The sequence below is a fragment of the Pseudomonas sp. ADAK13 genome (assembly GCF_012935715.1).
In the GTDB taxonomy this organism is placed as follows: domain Bacteria; phylum Pseudomonadota; class Gammaproteobacteria; order Pseudomonadales; family Pseudomonadaceae; genus Aquipseudomonas.
In genome coordinates this window covers 4,869,100-4,882,732 of sequence record NZ_CP052860.1, presented here as the reverse complement: position 1 = coordinate 4,882,732, position 13,633 = coordinate 4,869,100, and the positions used below count along the sequence as shown (strand labels likewise).

The 13,633-nt window shown below is 56.9% G+C and carries 16 protein-coding genes and 1 pseudogene; 14 read left to right on the top strand and 3 right to left on the bottom strand.

The features are described 5' to 3' along the window. Positions 1 to 170 precede the first annotated feature (170 nt). The 3 genes and pseudogenes from HKK54_RS22635 to tnpA all read right to left on the bottom strand — a co-directional run. A pseudogene (locus HKK54_RS22635) lies at positions 171 to 742 on the bottom strand (IS66 family transposase zinc-finger binding domain-containing protein); the annotation flags it as partial. A gap of 50 nt (positions 743 to 792) precedes the next feature. After that, positions 793 to 1,128, bottom strand: coding sequence for an IS66 family insertion sequence element accessory protein TnpB (gene tnpB / locus HKK54_RS33650; RefSeq protein WP_169387895.1), 336 nt, complete (start codon positions 1,126 to 1,128; stop codon positions 793 to 795). Continuing rightward, positions 1,125 to 1,481 carry an IS66-like element accessory protein TnpA gene (gene tnpA, locus HKK54_RS22625; protein WP_169387894.1) on the bottom strand — a complete coding sequence of 119 codons (357 nt, stop codon included), beginning with the start codon at positions 1,479 to 1,481 and terminating at the stop codon, positions 1,125 to 1,127. The genes tnpB and tnpA overlap by 4 nt, the downstream gene beginning before the upstream one ends. A gap of 138 nt (positions 1,482 to 1,619) precedes the next feature. On the opposite strand from tnpA, the gene HKK54_RS22620 reads away from it, so the two are divergent. The 14 genes from HKK54_RS22620 (at position 1,620) to HKK54_RS22560 (ending at position 13,633) form a co-directional block, all read left to right on the top strand. Further along, positions 1,620 to 2,018, top strand: a complete 399-nt coding sequence (locus tag HKK54_RS22620) for a hypothetical protein (protein ID WP_169387893.1) — start codon at positions 1,620 to 1,622, stop codon at positions 2,016 to 2,018. 201 nt (positions 2,019 to 2,219) lie between these two features. Continuing rightward, positions 2,220 to 2,870: a hypothetical protein gene (locus HKK54_RS22615; RefSeq protein ID WP_237150974.1), complete on the top strand. Its 651-nt coding sequence runs from the start codon at positions 2,220 to 2,222 to the stop codon at positions 2,868 to 2,870. 116 nt (positions 2,871 to 2,986) lie between these two features. Next, entirely contained in the window at positions 2,987 to 3,217 is a 231-nt protein-coding gene (locus tag HKK54_RS22610; protein ID WP_169387892.1) for an AlpA family phage regulatory protein, read from the top strand. A gap of 4 nt (positions 3,218 to 3,221) precedes the next feature. Continuing rightward, positions 3,222 to 4,064, top strand: coding sequence for a ParA family protein (locus tag HKK54_RS22605; protein WP_169387891.1), 843 nt, complete (start codon positions 3,222 to 3,224; stop codon positions 4,062 to 4,064). A gap of 79 nt (positions 4,065 to 4,143) precedes the next feature. Further along, positions 4,144 to 4,353, top strand: a complete 210-nt coding sequence (locus HKK54_RS33845; protein WP_336604749.1) for a hypothetical protein — start codon at positions 4,144 to 4,146, stop codon at positions 4,351 to 4,353. Positions 4,354 to 4,367: 14 nt separating this feature from the next. After that, positions 4,368 to 5,954, top strand: a complete 1,587-nt coding sequence (locus HKK54_RS22600) for a ParB family protein (protein WP_169387890.1) — start codon at positions 4,368 to 4,370, stop codon at positions 5,952 to 5,954. Further along, positions 5,951 to 6,499 (top strand): DUF2857 domain-containing protein, encoded by a 549-nt coding sequence (locus HKK54_RS22595; RefSeq protein WP_169387889.1) that lies wholly within the window; start codon positions 5,951 to 5,953, stop codon positions 6,497 to 6,499. The genes HKK54_RS22600 and HKK54_RS22595 overlap by 4 nt, the downstream gene beginning before the upstream one ends. Further along, positions 6,496 to 7,686 (top strand): STY4528 family pathogenicity island replication protein, encoded by a 1,191-nt coding sequence (locus HKK54_RS22590; protein WP_169387888.1) that lies wholly within the window; start codon positions 6,496 to 6,498, stop codon positions 7,684 to 7,686. The genes HKK54_RS22595 and HKK54_RS22590 overlap by 4 nt, the downstream gene beginning before the upstream one ends. 216 nt (positions 7,687 to 7,902) lie before the next feature. Further along, positions 7,903 to 8,658, top strand: a complete 756-nt coding sequence (locus HKK54_RS22585) for a PFL_4669 family integrating conjugative element protein (protein WP_169387887.1) — start codon at positions 7,903 to 7,905, stop codon at positions 8,656 to 8,658. Beyond that, positions 8,655 to 9,173 (top strand): DUF3158 family protein, encoded by a 519-nt coding sequence (locus tag HKK54_RS22580; RefSeq protein ID WP_169387886.1) that lies wholly within the window; start codon positions 8,655 to 8,657, stop codon positions 9,171 to 9,173. Before HKK54_RS22585 ends, HKK54_RS22580 begins: the two co-directional genes overlap by 4 nt. Then, positions 9,170 to 9,625: a single-stranded DNA-binding protein gene (locus HKK54_RS22575; RefSeq protein ID WP_169387885.1), complete on the top strand. Its 456-nt coding sequence runs from the start codon at positions 9,170 to 9,172 to the stop codon at positions 9,623 to 9,625. Before HKK54_RS22580 ends, HKK54_RS22575 begins: the two co-directional genes overlap by 4 nt. A 225-nt stretch (positions 9,626 to 9,850) precedes the next feature. Beyond that, entirely contained in the window at positions 9,851 to 11,818 is a 1,968-nt protein-coding gene (locus HKK54_RS22570; protein WP_169387884.1) for a DNA topoisomerase III, read from the top strand. A 904-nt stretch (positions 11,819 to 12,722) separates the two neighbouring features. Beyond that, the gene (locus HKK54_RS22565; RefSeq protein ID WP_169387883.1) at positions 12,723 to 13,304 is read left to right on the top strand and encodes an STY4534 family ICE replication protein; all 582 of its coding nucleotides are present in this window, start codon (positions 12,723 to 12,725) and stop codon (positions 13,302 to 13,304) included. A gap of 71 nt (positions 13,305 to 13,375) precedes the next feature. Continuing rightward, complete coding sequence (locus HKK54_RS22560; RefSeq protein WP_169387882.1) at positions 13,376 to 13,633, top strand: hypothetical protein; 258 nt, start codon at positions 13,376 to 13,378, stop codon at positions 13,631 to 13,633.

Below are 13,633 nucleotides of genomic sequence, written 5' to 3'. Positions count from 1 at the left end.
GGTCAATGCCGCGCCTTTTCCTCAACGCTCACCACCAAGGCTCTTTACCCCAGCAGCTTGAGGTGGTTTGGAGCCTGCTCCTGCAAACCGACTCCGAGGGGCCCACCCTCATCTTCAATAAAGCACCACAACTCTCCGTTCAGCTATGGAGGTTGTGTTCGTGACACACGGTGGTCAGCAAACTTGGCAATCATGACGTGAGCAAGTAACCCGGCGTTGGGATGCCCTTGTCGATGACCTGCGCCGGAACCCGTGCCTGGATCAGCGTTTCGCAGTCATCGCAAACCCACTTGCCACGCACATGGCGCTCAACGGTAAACTCGCCCGGAGTGTAGCCCAGCTTTTCACTGACATCTTCACCTATGCGTTTCAGTGCGCAGCCGCATGGGCAGTGCGTATTGTCCGGTTCGCGATGTATCAGTGTGCGTGGAAACTCAGCCGGAATGCAGTGCGTTTAGGTTTTTGCTTTGTCTCGTTTGCAATGCCTGAAGCTCAGTCTCAATCGCCGCGATATCGGTATCGAGCAGATCATCGAGCAGACTGCCTTGGTCGGGGCTCAGTTGCTCCCTGCGCTTGGCGAACTTGTGTCGCTTGAGGATGGCGATTTCATGAGCCAGTTGCTCGTTGACCGTTTCGAGGCGTTGGATTTTCTGGCTCATGGAGTCGACCTTGGACATCAACTGCGCTGCCAGCGTGCGCAGTTGTTCGGGGGCATTCGGTCGAGATCGGGCAAGGAAGTCATGGGGTGGATTTTACCAAAACAGCCCGACCGCTACAGCTAAAAGGCGACACTTAAAGCACTGTAATTGCGCCACCCGCACCGACTCGCTGCCAAGGCAATCCAAGTATCAGCGCCTGAAATTGTTCGGGGTCAAGTTCGACTTCCATCCCACGATGGATGCCTGGCCAATGAAACTTACCTTGGTTCAAGCGCCGCGCCGCCAGCCAGATACCGACACCGTCGTGCACTAGGACTTTCATCCGGTTGGCCCGGCGGTTGGCAAAGAGGTAAGCGCAGTGCGGCTTCGCCACACCGAACACCGCGACCACTCTGGCCAACGCGGTCTCAGTGCCGGCGCGCATGTCCATGGGCTCGGTGGCGAGCCAGATAGCATCGACACGAATCATTGGAAAAGACCACGCACGAAACGAGCGCAGCCCTCTGGATCGGTGATCGTCCAGCTCATTCTGAGCGTTTGCGGGCCGAGGGGAATTTCGATGCTGGCCATGCTCTGCGGGGAAGACACTGGCGCGGCTTCCATATTCAATGGAACGAATGCCGGTAAAGAGACTGGTTTCCCGTCACGGTAAAGCGGTATCCATTTGCGAACCAGGTTGGCGTTGATGCCATGGCGCAGGGCAACGCTGGCAATCGAGACGTCAGGTTGTAGGCATTCCTGGACGATTTGAGACTTGAAGAGCTTGGGATAAGTGGTGCACTGGCGCATGGTGATCCTGACAATAAGGGCGATGGTGTCCACGTATTTTGATGGACACCATCGTCCTTAATGCTGGGGTTTTGAAGGTGTATTCGCCGGCCGTTTACATAGGCTCAGATCGAATAACGAGTTATTTACGACTAAGACAGGTCTAATCGTACTGAAACCGAGAAGGGGTCGATGCATACTCTTGCTGAAACGATGAAACAGGTCGTAATTGACGCCGTGGTCATGAAGGACCTCGACCCGCAGGTCTATCGTCTAATGGAGACGGTGTTCTCAGACCTGCTGCTTCGTGCAGCCATGAGCCAGTGCTGCGCCTTTGCCAGCTACGTTAAGGCCTTCGGTTATCAAGATACAAATTCCATAAATACCTTACTCAATCGGAATGATCGTTTCGCGCCCTTTCTAGAGCCTTTCATAGACAGCGGCGGAAACGAAGCGCTGATCAACCAGGCCGCCCCCCAAGTCCCAGAGGCCTTCAATAAACTGGCAGGAGCCTTGCCCGTCGGTGATGATTACCCGGCGAGGACTTTGTTGACCGTAAAGATAGTTAAATGGGATGACCTCACTGAGTAAAAATCCGAGTGAATCAGCCACAGCATTTTCGGTTTGCCGGTTTGCGATGTAGAGACGTTTCAGGGGAGGTCTATTCATCAAGATATGGAGGTCTATCCGCAGATGTCAGGTTATATTTTCAATCCGCAACCCAAAACCTTCTATCGTCCCATCGACGCGGCGTTGCGTTGATGCAATCTCATCCGTTACGAAGCACAGATAGTGCAAGCGGCTTGGTCCGCCCCCGAAAACCTTGCCGCACTGTTCCCTCAATGGCCAGCTCTTCACGCGACTACCGAAAAAATCTACGACGCAATACGCCATGGAGAATTGCCCTATGGCTGTCTCGGTATTTCGGTTTTCAGGGGAAGTTACGTGGAGCCCTTTCAACTGGCAATACGCCACTCTGATTTGCGCCATTGGATGCAGGTTTACTATCCCGATCAGAAGCCCGGCTTTCTGTTTGAATCCGACGGAGACGCTCATGAAAAAGTCAGTTTCGGGACCTTTCTTGCGCTACAAGCGGACCGGGATACCCTCCTGCGAGAGGTGAGCACGCTACAGCACCACCTCCAAGATATTTTGGTAGACCTCCGGGCAATCGGACTTGAACGAGATGACCTCAAAGCAATGGTCAAAACGCACGGACAGCTCAGCGATCGTAGCGAACTCACCTATCAGAATATCATCGGTGCTTTGCTCAACCTCTTTCTGGACCAATCACCTGCTGGTAAGCCTCTCTCCGTATTCAAGAATCAAGCAGCAATTGTAGATGCGATTACCGCACGCCATACAGATACCCCTGGTCTCAGCAAACGAACGCTGGATGAAAAGTTCGCCGCGGCGAATCGCAGCCTCAAAAAAAACCAATAGACAGAGTCATTGCACTGCAATCCCAACGATTGCAGTGCAATGACTCTCCCCCCACTTCTACTATTCAATTCAGGCCACTTCCCACCAAGTGCCAATCGGCGCCAGGAGTGACCAGCATGTCCAGCCAATCCTCACCCATCGTTGAAGCACCTCAACTGCAGGTCGAACGTCACATCATGCGGCGTGACGAGGTGGAGCGTAAAACCGGCTTCAAGCGTGCGCACATTTACAACCTGATGAAGGAAGGGAAATTTCCTCAGGCTAAACGCATTGGATTGCGCGCTGTGGGCTGGGACTCGCTGGAAATCGAGCGGTGGGTCAGCGAGCGCTTGGCGCAGCAGGCCTGATGCCATGCGTGTGGTATCGGTGGTATCCACCAAAGGTGGGGTTGGCAAAACCACAATAGCTGCCAACCTCGGTGGTCTGCTGGCAGATGCTGGCCAACGCGTTCTGCTGCTCGATCTGGATAATCAACCCACCCTCTCCAGCTATTACGCCTTGAGCCAGAAGGCTAATGCAGGTGCGTATGAAATCATCGCCCTCAACCTAACAACTCCTGCCCAGATTATTTCCAGGACAGTGATTGCAGGGCTCGATCTGATCCTCTCCAACGACGATCAAGGCCGACTGAGCAACTTGCTGCTGCATGCACCTGACGGACGTTTACGACTGCGCAATCTGCTCGACAACTTCCGTCTCAACTATGACCTGCTTTTGATCGACACTCAGGGCACACGCAGCGTGTTGCTGGAGATGGCCATCCTGGCCTCCGATCTCGCCCTATCTCCCATAACCCCGGAAATGCTCGCCGCCCGCGAACTGCGCCGCGGTACCGTGAAGCTAATGAGCGAACTCGAGCCGTTCCGTCATCTGGGCATTCCACTGCCCTCCTTCCGATTGCTACTGAACCAGGTGAATACCATTCGAGTGGATACACGGATGATCATCCGTGGTCTGCGTGAGACCTTCGCTGAGGCTACCAACATCTCGGTTTTAGACACTGTGGTTCCAGACCGAGTGGCATATCTCAATGCCGCCTCCCTAGGCCTACCGGTCCACCGAATCGAGACGCGCCAGTCACGTGAACGACGCTCGCCATCAGCGCTGGAAACCATGCAAGCGCTGGCCATCGAGTTGTTTCCGGAATGGCGCGAGGCGATCTCTAAGGTGGGCAAGTGCCCGAACGCTCGATGAAATGAGGCACCAAGCCGGCATCTCTCGAAACCATTTTTATCGACCTTGAGGCCAACGGCGTTTGGCAAGGAGTTATTTAATGTTGGATCAGCTTCCCATCACCGTTCCACCCTCCATTCGATCACATCATCCACCTTGCGAAGAATACTGCACCGTGGTCTTTCGCCTCCAGGGTGGGCGCTCGGCCATGGGTCGGTTCCTCGCAGAACTTTCCCAACATTTCGAAGGTTCAGGGACTGCCGAGATCGTCAAGTTCGAGGTCGGTGACCATTTGCGCAACAGAACTTAACTGAGGCAATTCAAATGAAGAAGCTCAGTCAGGAGGAGATCACCGGCAAGCTGCACCAGGACCATTTCCCTCGAGGGCCAGAACTGGAGCGGCTGTCCGATCCACTTACTGACACGCCGATGCTGGTCACGCTGGAGCAGTTGCGGCCCTACGAACATAACCCGCGCTTCATCCGTAATCCGCTATATGACGATATCAAGGCTTCGATCCGTGAACGCGGGCTGGATCAACCGCCACCGATTACCCGCCGCCCGGGTGAAACCTATTTCATCATCCGCAACGGCGGTAATACGCGTTTGGCAATTCTCGGCGAGCTGTGGCAGGAAACCCGCGACGAGCGCTTCTTTCGCATTCATTGCCTGTTCCGACCTTGGAGCAATGAAATCACTGCCCTGCTAGGCCATCTGGCCGAAAGCGATCTGCACGGTCAACTCACCTTCATCGAACGGGCTCTGGCGGTGGCCAAACTCAAAACCATGCTCGAAGCAGAGGGAGCGGTGCTCTCGCAACGTGAACTGGCACGACGTCTTGCCGCTGGGGGTTACCCTATTTCACAGTCGCACATCAGCCGGATGCTCGACACCCTCGAACACTTATTGCCCGCCATTCCACACACCCTGTATGCCGGTTTGGGCAAGCCCCAGATCGAACGCCTGATCGCTCTACGTAGTCAGGCAGAGCGAACCTGGAACCGTTATCCAACAGCCACCATTACGTTCGCCGAATTTTGGCTCGAGACTCTGGTCTACGTCGATGCCGACCCCGAGTCCTTCGATCTTGAGCAGCTCCAAGATGAACTGCTCGAGCGCATGAGCCGTTTGCTCGGACAGTCCTACCGCATGTTGGCCCTGGAGCTGAGCGACACCCAGCGAGTCATCTCAACGCCGGGCATCGTCGTGACCACACCCTCAGAGAACAACCGTCTGCCGGGCGTTGATGAAGCCGCGGCAGGACCCCTCTCCTACGAGTCCCACACTCAATCAGCCGAGACCAGAACCCAGACCGAAACCGCTCGAGAGGAGCTGCTCGCACCGCCTGAGACCAATGCCCTATCAGTGCCCAGCCCGCTCTCACGTGTTCAACAGATTCGCGAACAGATCGATCGCGAGACCAACACCAAAGCAACATCTATCATCGAAGCCTTCACGACCGATGACATCTGGATCATCGCGCCAACACTGGATAGCCCCGAGCAACTGCGTTTAGCCGTTGCCCAGCTGGCTCGTGAAATGGCCGCTTATGCTGGAGATCCCGAAAGCGTCATCGATCAACCGCACGGCTTGGGCTTCACTCTGGATATCGAGCGGCTCGATCTTGCCGCGTCCCGCTCGACCGGCATTCACCTACTGCTCCTGGCCCTGTTGCGTGCTCAAGACGACGTGAACTGGGACGATCGCAAGCAGCTGCCCTCTGCCCTGTTCGGCCAACTATTGCTCGGGGTTTACCAAATCCCCCTGCCAAACCGTCCCGCGGCGGATGTGGGCCTGGAACGACTGCCCGACGGTCTGCTCATCAGGCTGTATCGTCTGATCCGCCTGGCCCGCCGCCTGATCGATTTAACGCTTTGCCCTGAAGACAACTCACCGAAGGAGCTGCCATGAGCCTGTCCTTCAATGTCCTCAACCAGGCCATGCTGACCCAGGTGTTGCATGAGCTGCGCCAAGGTAACCTGAAGCGCTGCAAGGCCCTCGGACTGAGTGAGGACGACATCTACCTGTTGCAGTCCTTACCGCCCACTACGTTGTCGCGCCTGGCCCATGCCGTCATCCCTTGGGTTGAGATCAAAATTGATTCGCCGGTGCTGCATCGCTTGATCGAGCAGGCCGAACGTGACGAGCAGAACGAGCGATTGATCAATCGAGCGCTCAAGCTGGGCGCCAGCAGCACAATCATGTATCAGTGCTTCGGCTTGGCGCATTCGGAAACCGCCCTACGTCGACGAATGCTCAAGATAGAAACCCGTAAAGGCCGTCCACAAAATTTGAGCGAAGCCCAGGAACATGCGCTCTGGCAGCGATGGTGCCAGCTGCGCGCTCAGGACAGTACCGGCGACCAGCTCGACGCCATGATGATGCTGGCCGAAGAGCAGCAGATCAGCCTGACCATCGTCTGGCAGCAGATTGACCAGTACAGCAACGGCACATGAACGCTGCCCCGTCCAATCGCTGGCAGCGTGTCCTGCAGCAATGCACCCAACAACTGAGTGAACGCTGGCCGGCACGCCCCACCACTGAGCATCCCTCCAATCAAGCCATGCAAGCTGGCTTTCTGTTCAGTGGCCAAGCTCACGAAGTCGTGCCACGTCGGCTGCTGTTGGATTGTCGGTTGACGCCGTTGGAGCGTAATGCCTGGCAAGTGTTTCGGCTCATGCTGCAAGGCAACGGCGTGGTTACGCCGCGCTATGAAGATTTGCAGCCTTACCTGTCGAGCGTGCCCTACGGCGCATCAGCCTCCCGTGAAACCATCGCCCGCGTGTTGACGATGCTCAGACTAACTCGTTGGCTCAGCTTGGTGAGTCGCGGACGCGACCCGCTCAGTGGACGTCTTCAAGGTTCACTGTATGTTCTGCACGATGAGCCGTTAACTCCTGCCGAAGCCTTGGAGCTGGATCAGGATTACCTGGAGCTGGTCGGACATGCCCTGGGTCATGCGACGAAGGCGGTGCGCATTGTCGCTCAGCACATTGTGGAGGAAGTCCGCCAGGATAAGAATATCGAGCGAGATCGGTTACCGACGCGACTCGACAGCTGGGGCGAACACTGGACACAGCAAGGACTGGACCAGACGGCCGATGATGCCTTCCACGATTCCGAACTGGGAGCAAATCACCAGGTTCTGAATCGTGCAGGCCCTGGTTCGGATTCCGAACCAGGCTTGAACGCCAGCGTTTCCGGCACCGTTCGGAATCCGAGCGCCGCCTGTACTGTATTAAAAGAAAGTATTTGTACAGTACCACGCGCGACCCCAGCGGTAGATAACCTGCACTGGCCCGCTGCGCTGCAACTGAGCCCAAGCGAGCGTCAGGCCGTCGCCGTGGCGCTAAACAAGCTCAAACCCGCGGATCGGCAGGTGGTGCTCAACGAAGCAGGGGCACGCTGTGCGGCCGGTGGAATCCGCAAGCCAGCGGCGTATCTGATGGGTCTGATCCAGCGTGCGCTGAAAGGTGACTTTCATCCTTGGGCAGGTCAGGCCAAACCGTCCCCCATTGCAGAGCCGCCGGCACCGACTCCCTCGCGCCCCATTCGAAAACAGGGCGAACCCGCATCCGCCCTCGCCCAAGCGTGCCTGAATGAGCTGCGCCAACTGCGCGGTAAACGCGGTGGACGTCAGTAGATTTGATGCCACTGGCATCAAATCCATGGAATTCCACTCTACGAACACATCGGACCAAACTATGAAACTCTTAGGGAAAAGCCGGTTCACCCTTCACTGACGTCTCCTTAGTTAGCCCTTTTAAACCAAACCGAACAGACCGCATTCAGCTTTTTGGCTGCCCTTGACCCTCATCTGTCGCAACGTTCCCGTCCAAGCTTATGCGAGGACAATACCGTGGCCGATCACTATCAACTCAACCTGGGTTCACTGCGCAGCAGCATCACCCTGACCCTGCACACCCACCACGCCGCCCGTATCTGGCAAGGTCGGGCCGCACGTGAAGGCGTCCACTCGATCATGGGCATGGCCGGCTACATCAGTGTCACCAACCTGATCAAACAAACCGCGGCCCAAGACGACCCCTATGCCGACTGGGCCATCGTGCAACTCGAAGAAAAGCTGATGCAGGCAAAAGCTGGGATGCTGGAACTGACCCAGCAGCTGGACCGAATCAGACAGGATCTGCCGACACAGATCGACATGGGCGACAACCTCAACATCCACCCCGTCACCTTGCCGTTGTACATCGGCAGCCAGCTGGGTTTTCTGGCGGTCTACCTGCTGACCGACTACGACACCCTGGTGCGTCGTACCCTATTGGCCCATCACACCGCCTTGATCGGCCGCATCGACATGGAAGCCTGGATCGACGAAGGCGCCCATCTGCTGCGCAGCCTATTCGGCCAGGCCCAGCGCTATCGGCATGCCGGCGTCACACGCGATGACATGGCGGCGAACAACGCCCGTGCCATTGCGGCTATCGAGAAGATGGGTTTGCCCCCGATGGACATCCTGGAGGGTCATCGCCGCTCCCAGTTCGCGCCGCCAATCACTCGCCGTGGTGCGGTGGCAGTGCATGACGCCGACGCGTTGGCAGAGGACGTGGGAGTGTCTTCTGCGACAGTGAATGAGCCGGAGGACGAAGCATGAATCCGATGATCCCGGCTCAACCAATGCCCTTCGAAGCGTTAACACCGGATGCCTATCGACAACTCGAACACGCAGCCTACCTAAAAGGCCTTTTAAAACCTTTTAAGGGTAAGGGGGAGTTGGAACAGCTGGCGCAGGTAGCGAGGGAAATCGAGGCGCAGTTATGTCACCTGATGGAGGCTGTGGTGCAGCAGGCCGGACAGCCTCCTTACTCACTGCTGGATATCCGATTGGTGCTGCAGAACACCAGCGCTGGCAGCACCTTTTTGCGTTGGCGCACCCGTGATTTTGCCCGTATGGGAGTCTCGGTCTGGGAACGCCAGGTCTGCAACAAAGCCTTGCCGCAGGTCGTACGCGAGAGATTGCACCGTTTCGAATGCGAGCGCATTGCACTGAACCTGCAGATGAGCGTGGTGCATTCGCTTTACCGCCAGGCCTCGACCTGCGCGATCAAAATGGCCAGTGCCGAACAGCTGCTGCGCCAGTTCACACCCGCAATGGAGGTATCACGATGAGTACTTTTTTCGTCGGCGAAGGCAATATCGGCAGTGCGCCAGAGTTCCAGGTATTTCCATCAGGCAATGACGAGCCACGACGTTTGCTACGGCTGAATGTGTACTTCGACAACCCCGTGCCACGCGAGGGTAACTATGAAGATCGGGGCGGTTATTGGGCGCCGGTTGAGCTCTGGCACCGCGAGGCTGAACACTGGAGCACGCTGTACCAGAAAGGCATGCGCGTGCTGGTTGAAGGTCGTACCGTGCGCGATGAGTGGGAGGACAGCGAAGATAACGCGCGGGTGACCTTCAAGATCGAGGCCCGTCGCGTCGGTATCCTACCTCACCGGTTAAACGGCGTGGTCATGCGCGAGCGCTCCAGTGAACCGGCGGCCTCTCAAAATACAGAGCCGGCCGGTTCACCTGCGTCGAAACCCAAGAAACGCAGAGGGCAACCACCTACGGCCTGACAGACATCAGGCATAAAAATTGCGCCTTTACGCGAAGTTGCTGGCCAGTTATTACTGGCTGCTCGTGAAGCCCCGCCCTGTCGTCCACGCTACAACAAGGTAGCAGCTTCGACCCATTCAAGGCTGCCATCACGGACTAATATGAGGAACCTGCCATTCAGGTTTCTCATATTAGTCCGCGCTACTTCGAACAACGCTGCTCCTAAATCAATCCGGAGCAGCTCTATGCGTCTCTTCCTCTGCGAGAAACCGTCCCAAGGTCGTGACATCGCCAAGGTGCTCGGGGCCACTCGGCGTGGTGACGGTTGCCTAATCGGCACAGAGACAACCGTCACCTGGTGTATCGGCCACCTGCTGGAAACGGCCCCACCTGACGCTTATGGTGCTCAGTACAAATCCTGGTCGCTGGATCATCTACCAATCATTCCCGTGCAGTGGCAGGTCGAGGTCAAACCCAAGACCGCCGCGCAGTTCGAAATCATCAAACGCCTGCTGAGTGAAGCCTCAAGTGTTGTCATCGCGACCGACGCCGATCGCGAAGGTGAAATGATTGCCCGTGAGTTGCTGGAGCTCTGCAAGTACCGAGGCCCGGTTCAGCGCCTCTGGTTGTCCGCCCTCAACGAGGCGTCGATTCGCAAAGCCCTGTCCTCGCTGAAGTCTGATCAGGAGACTTTCCCGCTCTATCACTCGGCGCTCGCCCGCAGCCGTGCCGACTGGCTGATCGGCATGAACCTCAGTCGTTTGTTTACCCTTCTCGGTCGGCGAGTAGGTTACGACGGCGTTTTGTCAGTGGGGCGCGTCCAGACACCCACCTTACGTCTGGTGGTCGATCGGGATCGCGCGATTGCCAGCTTCGTCCCGGTGCCTTACTGGAACGTTGACGTGCACCTATCGTCGATGGGCCAGCGATTCATCGCGTCGTGGTTACCACCACGTTCAGGACGGGACGAAGCGGGGCGTTGCCTGCAACAGGCGCTTGCCCATCACGCGGTCCAAACAATCACCGGCGAGAAGTCCGCCACGGTACTCTCGTTGCAGACTGAGCAGTTCCGAGAACCACCGCCCCAGCCCTTCGACCTGAGCACGTTGCAAGAAGTCTGCTCGCGTAAGCTGGGGCTCGGTGTTCAGGAAACCCTGAACATCACCCAAGCCCTGTATGAAACCCACAAAGCCACCACCTACCCGCGCAGCGATTGCCGCTATTTGCCAGAGAGTATGTTCAACGAGGCACCCGCGGTACTCGATGCCCTGCTCAAAACGGATCCTGCACTCAGACCTGCATTCGGGAGCCTCGATCGATCATTGCGCGCCCGCGTATGGAACGATGCCAAGGTCACCGCGCACCACGGCATCATTCCCACCACCGAGCCCGCAAACCTGGTGCGGATGTCCGAACAAGAACGCCAGGTCTACGAACTGATCCGTAGCCACTACCTGGCGCAATTTCTTCCGCATCATGAGTTTGATCGAACCCAAGTAGAACTGAAATGTGGCGAAGAACGTTTGACCGCTGTCGGCAAACAGATCCTGATCCAGGGCTGGAAAGGCTTGCTCTCCGACAACACCGAGGACGATGAGCCCAGTCAAAAGCACCAAGTATTGCCCGTCTTGCAACAGGGTACTCAGTGCGCCGTAAACGACGTCGAACTCAAGTTCATGCGCACCGCCGCTCCCAAACCGCTCACCGAGGGCGATCTGATCAAGGCGATGAAAAATGTGGCCAAGCTAGTCAACGACCCACGCCTGAAACAGAAACTTCGGGACACCACCGGTATCGGCACCGAAGCCACGCGAGCCGGCATTATCAAAGGGTTGATTGATCGCGGTTATTTACTGAAGAAAAAACGCGCCTTAATGGCCTCCGCCGCGGCCCATACCCTGATCGAGGCGGTACCGGCAGCAGTCGCCGATCCAGGTATGACCGCAATCTGGGAACAGGCTCTGGACGAAATCGAATCGGGACGCCTGACCCTGGATGCGTTCGTTGCCAAGCAGGCGAGCTGGATCGCGCAGTTGGTCGCACACTACCGCTCGCTCACTTTGGCAATAGCGGTCGAAACGAGCCCGAGCTGCCCCAAGTGCAACGCCTCAATGCTCAGGCGAACGGGAAAATCAGGGCCGTTCTGGTCGTGCTCCTACTACCCGGATTGCAAGGGCACTGTGTCGATCAGTAAAGATACGCGTCGCTCATGATGGTCATGGGACGATCATCATGAGAATGGTGCGCTCTCTGCCTTGACCTCGTCCCATCCTCTCTGCTGTAGTACCTCAGGATTATCGCCAACGGCGACCCAAGACCGATTCGCTCCGGGTAGCTCGGTCGGACTCCTTGAGTTCGGAGCCTTCTGTTCTGCGGAATTTCATTCCCGTATTTTGCTCGACCTGATCGTAGTGGCGGATGACCACTGTTGCCTCTAGGGCAACAGCGGTCATCCGCTTCGGCGATCGCATTCAGTCCCGGAGCCCACCGGGGAAACACTGGGCACCCTTTGTGCGCGGATGCGTGCCAGCATGTTCCGACCCAGGCCACGACAAGGGTCGGTTGGCGAATCATGGCGCAGTTAAACCAAGTTTTGCGAGGAGTTTGTCGACTGCGTAAGACCGCCAAAGGTGGCTTTTCTCTTCCTCGCCTGGCGCCCCCTCCAGGCCCACTCTTCATTTTTTTCATTTTCTTAATCCCAGTGACTTCCACCGTATTCCGGCCTTAAAAAATCGGGTTGCAGCGTCTTGACGCTCCCCTTTGACAGGCTTATACAAAGGGCGTGGTTCGCTGTCGTTGACAGCCCAGCCCAAGTAGCTTGAACCTTCAAGGCTACGCCACGTTCGTGGTGGTTCACCCAAGTGCGATCAGCATTCGGAAGCTCGCGCGGTTACCGCTTCAGCGGTGATGAATGCCCACTACCCCATGCCTGCGGATCACCACAGCAGACGTTCCTCTGCTGTGCCGCTATTCCCCCAGACGCATTGTTCTGATCGTCATCGGCTTGCCGGTGGCGAGTCGTTCATCGCTTGCCTTCGCCTTACCCACACTGACGGGGACTCACTTCCCCGTAAGGGATTGTGCGTCGCCGTTTTCCCTTGAAACAGGAGAACTACCATGGCCCACGCCAACCACTCCCAAGAAGCGACCACTTACTTCAATCTGCACACCGTCGGTATCGGCTACCTCAACCGTGTTCGTGAAGTACAAGTCCGCCGCGGCCAGCCATTCATGGCCTGCGATATCGCAGCCCTGCACGGTGCCACTGATGCGGTGGAGTACACCCGCTTCGACTGCAAAGTCGCTGGAGGTGAAGCTGAACGCTTGATTCGTCTCTATAGGGACGCCGTCAACGCCGAGAAAAAGGTCTTGCTGTCGTTCCGTATCGGCGACCTGTGGATCGATCCGTTTCTCTACGAGAAAGGCGATAAACAAGGCCAACCGGGCGCCAGCCTGAAAGGTCGTTTGCTGTTCATTGACTGGATCAAGGTCAACGGCACGTTCGAATACAAAGCGCCCGCCAGGCAGGAAGTAACAGCACCTGCAGAGCAAGCGCCAAACAGTGAGCCATCCCCTTCATCGGCTGATACCGAAGCTGAGGAGACCGCAAACCCAACAGAGGCTCGGGTCGAACCTGAATCTCCACCCACTCCCCGCACGGCCCGCCGTGATGCCACCCGTACCGTTCAGTCCGCCTGAACAGTCCACGATGTTCCTCATCAAGGCGCTCCGTCGAGCGCCTTTTCTTCAATCCGCACAGGAGAACCAACATGGAATCCTTCTGGCTTTGCGACGACTGCCTGTTTGCTACTGCTTACGAGGACTACAGCACGTTATCGCTCTATTACACGACGGATGAAATTGAGAAACGCATCGCCGGCATCCATCGAGAACTGGTTCGGTTAATGCCCATCAGTGCCGACTTCGATCCCGAAACTGGCTGGGGAATAAAAGCTTTTTCCCCATTGCCCTGCGACGGCTGTGGTTCGCCCCTGCACGGTCAACGCCACCGATTCACTCGGCTGTAA

Excerpts from the sequence above, each read along its gene's own strand:
- tnpB (WP_169387895.1), bottom strand. The coding sequence starts at position 1,128 with ATGATTCGTGTCGATGCTATCTGGCTCGCCACCGAGCCCATGGACATG.
- HKK54_RS22620 (WP_169387893.1), top strand. The coding sequence starts at position 1,620 with ATGCATACTCTTGCTGAAACGATGAAACAGGTCGTAATTGACGCCGTG.
- HKK54_RS22610 (WP_169387892.1), top strand. The coding sequence starts at position 2,987 with ATGTCCAGCCAATCCTCACCCATCGTTGAAGCACCTCAACTGCAGGTC.
- HKK54_RS22605 (WP_169387891.1), top strand. The coding sequence starts at position 3,222 with ATGCGTGTGGTATCGGTGGTATCCACCAAAGGTGGGGTTGGCAAAACC.
- HKK54_RS33845 (WP_336604749.1), top strand. The coding sequence starts at position 4,144 with ATGTTGGATCAGCTTCCCATCACCGTTCCACCCTCCATTCGATCACAT.
- HKK54_RS22600 (WP_169387890.1), top strand. The coding sequence starts at position 4,368 with ATGAAGAAGCTCAGTCAGGAGGAGATCACCGGCAAGCTGCACCAGGAC.
- HKK54_RS22595 (WP_169387889.1), top strand. The coding sequence starts at position 5,951 with ATGAGCCTGTCCTTCAATGTCCTCAACCAGGCCATGCTGACCCAGGTG.
- HKK54_RS22590 (WP_169387888.1), top strand. The coding sequence starts at position 6,496 with ATGAACGCTGCCCCGTCCAATCGCTGGCAGCGTGTCCTGCAGCAATGC.
- HKK54_RS22580 (WP_169387886.1), top strand. The coding sequence starts at position 8,655 with ATGAATCCGATGATCCCGGCTCAACCAATGCCCTTCGAAGCGTTAACA.
- HKK54_RS22575 (WP_169387885.1), top strand. The coding sequence starts at position 9,170 with ATGAGTACTTTTTTCGTCGGCGAAGGCAATATCGGCAGTGCGCCAGAG.
- HKK54_RS22570 (WP_169387884.1), top strand. The coding sequence starts at position 9,851 with ATGCGTCTCTTCCTCTGCGAGAAACCGTCCCAAGGTCGTGACATCGCC.
- HKK54_RS22565 (WP_169387883.1), top strand. The coding sequence starts at position 12,723 with ATGGCCCACGCCAACCACTCCCAAGAAGCGACCACTTACTTCAATCTG.
- HKK54_RS22560 (WP_169387882.1), top strand. The coding sequence starts at position 13,376 with ATGGAATCCTTCTGGCTTTGCGACGACTGCCTGTTTGCTACTGCTTAC.